The 4,940-nt window shown below is 67.6% G+C and carries 5 protein-coding genes and 1 pseudogene; 3 read left to right on the top strand and 3 right to left on the bottom strand.

The features are described 5' to 3' along the window. From DLJ59_RS36820 to DLJ59_RS03620, 3 genes and pseudogenes are all read right to left on the bottom strand, one after another. A pseudogene (locus DLJ59_RS36820) lies at positions 1-255 on the bottom strand (TrkA family potassium uptake protein); the annotation flags it as partial. Beyond that, entirely contained in the window at positions 243-686 is a 444-nt protein-coding gene (locus tag DLJ59_RS36815) for a pilin (RefSeq protein ID WP_208648539.1), read from the bottom strand. The gene DLJ59_RS36815 and the pseudogene DLJ59_RS36820, both read right to left, overlap by 13 nt. Positions 687-974: 288 nt before the next feature. Next, a complete protein-coding gene (locus DLJ59_RS03620) occupies positions 975-1,808 on the bottom strand; it encodes a hypothetical protein (RefSeq protein WP_124771090.1) in 834 nt (277 codons plus the stop codon). A 595-nt stretch (positions 1,809-2,403) separates the two neighbouring features. On the opposite strand from DLJ59_RS03620, the gene DLJ59_RS03615 reads away from it, so the two are divergent. From DLJ59_RS03615 to DLJ59_RS03605, 3 genes are all read left to right on the top strand, one after another. Next, positions 2,404-2,865 (top strand): DUF1707 SHOCT-like domain-containing protein, encoded by a 462-nt coding sequence (locus tag DLJ59_RS03615; protein ID WP_208648538.1) that lies wholly within the window; start codon positions 2,404-2,406, stop codon positions 2,863-2,865. Between the two features lie 103 nt (positions 2,866-2,968). Further along, positions 2,969-3,502 carry a TlpA family protein disulfide reductase gene (locus tag DLJ59_RS03610; RefSeq protein WP_244235809.1) on the top strand — a complete coding sequence of 178 codons (534 nt, stop codon included), beginning with the start codon at positions 2,969-2,971 and terminating at the stop codon, positions 3,500-3,502. Between the two features lie 741 nt (positions 3,503-4,243). Next, complete coding sequence (locus tag DLJ59_RS03605; RefSeq protein WP_124771087.1) at positions 4,244-4,933, top strand: hypothetical protein; 690 nt, start codon at positions 4,244-4,246, stop codon at positions 4,931-4,933. Positions 4,934-4,940: the final 7 nt, after the last annotated feature.

Here is a 4,940-nt window from a genome sequence, read left to right as displayed (position 1 = left end):
CGGGGTGCCCGTTGGCGGCGGGCCGATCGGGCTCGGCGTCGGAGCAGGAATGAGAACCGGGCCGCTCGGTGACGGCGGGATACCCGGGTCGGGAACGCCCGGGGCGGGGGCGGGAATGGGCTCGGCCAGCGCGGGCGTGGCCGTGATCCCACCAGTGAGACCAATGCCAAGCAGCAGTGCTATGGCCAGCCGGAAAGGACTGAACAGGCTGCGTCCGGCTCGTAGCGACGTCGCGGTCATGGCTACGTCACCCACTCGCCGACGATGGTGACGAACAGCGGCGCCAGCAGGGCGAGACCGTAGCCGATTGCGGCGGCCTTCATCGCGAGCTTGCCTTTTTCGATTTCGCCGGGGTCTCCGTTGGCGGCCATGTAACGCAAACCACCAGCGGTAAGGAAGAGGGTGGCAACCGCGACGAGGATGCCGACCAGCCAGACCCGAATGTTGTCGATCACAACGGTGAGGGATTCGGGAGATCCCGGCTCCGGCTCTTTAGGCTCAACGGCGTAGGCAGCCGTGTCACTAAGCACGATGACGGTGGTCAGGACTGCGGCCACCACGATCAGGACCGGGATCAGGCGGGTGGCCTGGTAGAGCATCCAGTCCGAGGGGTGCAGTCGGGGCCGGCGTGGTCGGCGGGACGGCTTGCGCCGCGACGGGGGTTCGCGAGTGGGCTTGTTGCTCATGGGTGGAACACCTCCGGGCTTGGGCCGCAACCGGCCCCGGGGCATGGCGGGGCTCGGTTGCGGCGCGGTGGGTGGCAGAGGCGGGAGCGCTTCGATCCGCACGGGGTGACCAGAAGTTCCGACCGGCGCGGGGGCCGTCCTCCTCACAGAGGTCTGGTGGGCCGGGCGAACGGGTGTCAGCGCCGTCAGCGGGGCCGGTCGGGGAGGTCACCTGTGCGGGAAAGTCCCGCACTAGGGGAATACAAATCTGAGGGACGATTTGGAGAAGAGCAGGTCAGCGCGGGTGTGTCAGTGGCGGCGGACGGGTGCCGCCTCTGGTGCGGTGATGCCGGTGGCCTCGGCGATGACCTCGGCGGTCGGATCGCTGAGCGCACCGGACCGGATCGCCGCAACGAGCCGCTCCACGGCGGCGCTGCGCCGCTTGTAGACACCCCACCGGGGCAGTCCGGTGGCTTCGGCGTACGCGGCGAGGCTGATGTCTTCCAGGTACGTCCCGCCGATCAGGTCGGCCTCGGCGACGTTGATAACCCCGAGGCGAACCGCGCGGGCCAGGACCAGGTCCGGGTGACCATACGGGGCGGGCGGCAGCGCCGAGCCGCGCGCGAAGTTCGCCTCCCCCGACGCGGCCGGCTCCTGCCCGCGCAGCGCGGCGCGAGCACCGGAGAACGCCGCGTTGAGCAACGCGTTCACGATGCCCGGCTGGTCGATGTCAACGGCGTTCAGCGCCTTGAGGAATGCCTCGACCAGCGCGGCGTGCAGGTCCCCGGATGACAGCTTCGACAGCAGATGCGCCCGGTGCCGCAGACCCGGCAGGGCCACCCCGACCGCGCCAACGACCCACAGCTCGCCGCCGGTGCGGGCTCGGGTGACGAGGAACCTCCACGCGGTGTCCTGCGCGGCGGTGCCGCAGGAGGGGTGCATAAGGATCGCCGACAGCTCGGTCAGTGCGATCCGGCGACGGGGCAGGCCATGGCCGAGCTGTCGGCCGTCGACGGCCTGCGGTCGGGGGCCTTCGCCGCGTAGCTGGAACCGGTAGTCGATCGCGTCGAGCAGCGCCGCACCAGGCCGCGATCCTGGGTGGCCGGCGAGCGGGCCGGTGACCGGGCGAGTGTTCGCAGACATGGGTGTACTCCCTGGTAGCGAGTGGGATTGCCGGGCCGGCGATCGATGGCCGGTCGGCGGTGCAGCACCCACGCCACCAGGGCGGTTGAACACATCATGAACACCGATGATCTTGTTTAAGGTTAAACGGAGCGTGTTCGCCCGAGGTGCTGACGACGGCCCTCGACCCGGGGGCGATCAGCAAGCGGCTGGGACTAACGAGTGTGCGCAACCCGTCGGCTGCCCGTTCAACCCACTAACCGCCAGACCCGCCGCCCGCCACGGCGAGGACTCGGGTGGACATGAACGCTCCCCACGCCATCGACGCTAAATGGCCCGCAGCGGACGGCGCGGGCCAGAGGTGTTCACGATTGGCGCCAATCTGCGACCCCGCACCGAAGCGTGCACATGGGCAAGTCAACACCAAGTCGACCTTGTTCAAGTCGACCTCAACCGGACGCCCATCCGCTTCTACCGATGTTCGTGCACGGGCGCATGCGGCCAGTTGAGCCCGGCTCGAGCCCACACTCTGCGACCGCCCAAGGAAACCAACGGACACACATGATCTATCCGATTTGGCGCATCTCGTGACCGTTACCGTCGCTACCCTCTGCTTGTGAACGACATCCGGGTGTCAAACCGTGACCGAGAAGCGGTGGTGGTCCGGCTCAGCGTCGCCGCCAGCGAGGGGCGGTTGACGTTCGCGGAGTTCGAGGACCGGTCGGCGCATGCCTACGCCGCGAAGACCTACGGCGAACTAGACGTCCTGGTGGCCGACCTGCCGATGCTGGCGCGCGGTGAAGCAGTCGTTGTACGCAATCGAGCAGGCGTGGCACGGGCTCACGAAGGTACGGCATTGTCATTCTTGGCCCTCGCCGCAGGTTGGGCCTGGGTGCCGATGTATGGACACCTGCATGTGGTTCTCTTTCCGGGAGTCGCTGGCGTTGTATTCGGCCTTTTCGGCCTACGTGCAAATGCTTCACATTTTTGGCGTGCGCTGGCAACCTTGGGAGTTCTCGGCGGGTCACTATGTGTCGCACTGCAAGTCGCCTGGGCCGTCTACCACCTCCTGGACTGAGCTAAGCGACACTCCCTGCTGACCGTATGGTGGTGGGGGCTTTACCAGGTCTTAGGCAGGCCCAGCGCTCCAGCGGATAGAGGTAGCGGTGCACCGTCGATTCTTGATCATCGGGATAGCGACCCTCCTTGCCTCAGCAGTTGGCGGCTGTGATCAAGCCGTCGACAGAGGCGACGCCGCCCCGCTGAGAACTGAGTTTTCGGCCCATGAACGTCCCGCCGGCCCGGAACTAGCCGGCACGCTGCTCGACGGCACGACCTTCGATCCGGTGCCGCTGAGGGGCAACGTCGTCGTTGTCAACTTCTGGGCTTCGTGGTGCGCCCCGTGCCGAGCTGAGGCTGACGACTTGGAAGCGGCGTACCAAGCAACCCGCGAGGCTGGTGTGGCGTTCCTAGGAGTCAACACCCAGGACGGCAAGGATGCGGCCAGCGCTTTTTCGCACGGAACGCTCACCTACCCCAGCCTGTTTGATCCGCCTGGTCGGACCGTGCTGCAATTCCGCCAGATGCCTCCCAAGACACTCCCGACCACAGTGATCCTCGATCGTGCGGGGCGAATCGCCGTGATGTTTTCTAGACCCGTACTTCAGCCGGAGCTGGAACAGGCCGTGGTGCAACTCGCCGCCGAGAGCGATTGAACGCCGCCATACGGATGGTCCTACGGAGGTCAAGGGGCGAGGGCGGCGAAGCCGGCGCGTAGGGCGGTTTAGACGTGGCGGACCTTGTAGCGATTGAGGCAGCGGCGGATTTCTTGCTTGGTGAGGCATTCCGGCACTGGATGTAGCCGTGTGCGATGGTCGTAGTGCATACGGCAGAGGGCGATGACGTGTAGGGCGTGGCTACGCCATGGTCGCGCCCCCTCGGCGGCGACGGACCCCGTCAGGAGTTGGCGGGGAGGGGCGCTGGACGGCGACGTCGGGGCCGACGCCGAACAGGGCCGCGGATCGAGGTTCTCAACGGCGAACTAACCCTGACGACTGCCGCGCGGTGCTGCCGCTCCATCTCGGTAGTGCCGGCGAGACGTGCTGATCTGGCAGCCGCCATCCGCGCGGCACCTCGGAGGACGCCGCCCACTCTCCGATATCGCGACCTCGAGTCGGCTCGGACAGCCGGCGCGCCTTCGACGGTTAGCTGACCGCACACACCGGTCCGTACGCCACACCGCCACGTTAGTCACGACTGTCCGCGATTCTAGATCCTGGCGCGGTGTTCAACGCCTGAACTGGGCGTTCAACCTCCGGTTGATCTTGTTCACGTGGGTTGAACACTCGGATGAATGTGAAGTCGGTGGCCGTGGCTACGGCCGTGTTTTCCAAATCGAGGCCCGATTCTGTATTCCCTTAGTGTCAGCGCTTGTCGGCGGAGGTGGCCCACCACCCATGCCGCAGACCAATCCGCACCTCCCCGAACGCCCGCCCGTCGGGCTGTTCCTCGTCCCCGCCCACCACCGCGACACGCCCCTGATCGACCCGTCGGCCTGGCACGGAATCGACCCGCAACGCCTCGCCTGGCTGATCCGGCACTACACCCGCGACGGCGATGTCGTGGCCGACCTCGACAACCACCCCACCGTCGCGAGGGCCGCCCGATATCTGCACCGCCACCCGGCCACCATCACCACCGACGGTGACCGCATCCGAGTCGCCGACGACCGGACCGCCCGCGCCCGGTGTCTCGCCGAGGACGGCGTCGCGCTGCTGCTGGCCGGACTATCCCGTCCCGATGGGCACCGTCTCGGCTTGCACGACACCGCCGAGGCCATGCACCTGTGGCACCGGCTACTGCGCCCCGGCGGATTCGTCCTCGTCGCGCTGCCCGCCCGGGCGCCTGAGCCAGGCCGGATCTCGCGGCGCAGCACCATCATCAGCGCCGCCCGCATCGCCGGGCTGCGCTACCACCAGCACATCCCGGTAATCGTGGTCCCGCTCCCGGTCCACGACCCGCGCACCGACTCGGCCGCCGCCGCGAGCACCCCACCCGCGCTACTGAACGGGCGGCATCTTCACACCCACATGGACGTCCTGGCGTTCACGGCGACCACCCTCGACCAGGAGGACACCGATGCGTGAGCCCACC

The sequence above is a fragment of the Micromonospora inaquosa genome, from assembly GCF_003857055.1.
GTDB classification, from domain to species: Bacteria; Actinomycetota; Actinomycetes; order Mycobacteriales; family Micromonosporaceae; genus Micromonospora; species Micromonospora inaquosa.
This window is presented reverse-complemented; position numbering and strand designations above follow the sequence as displayed.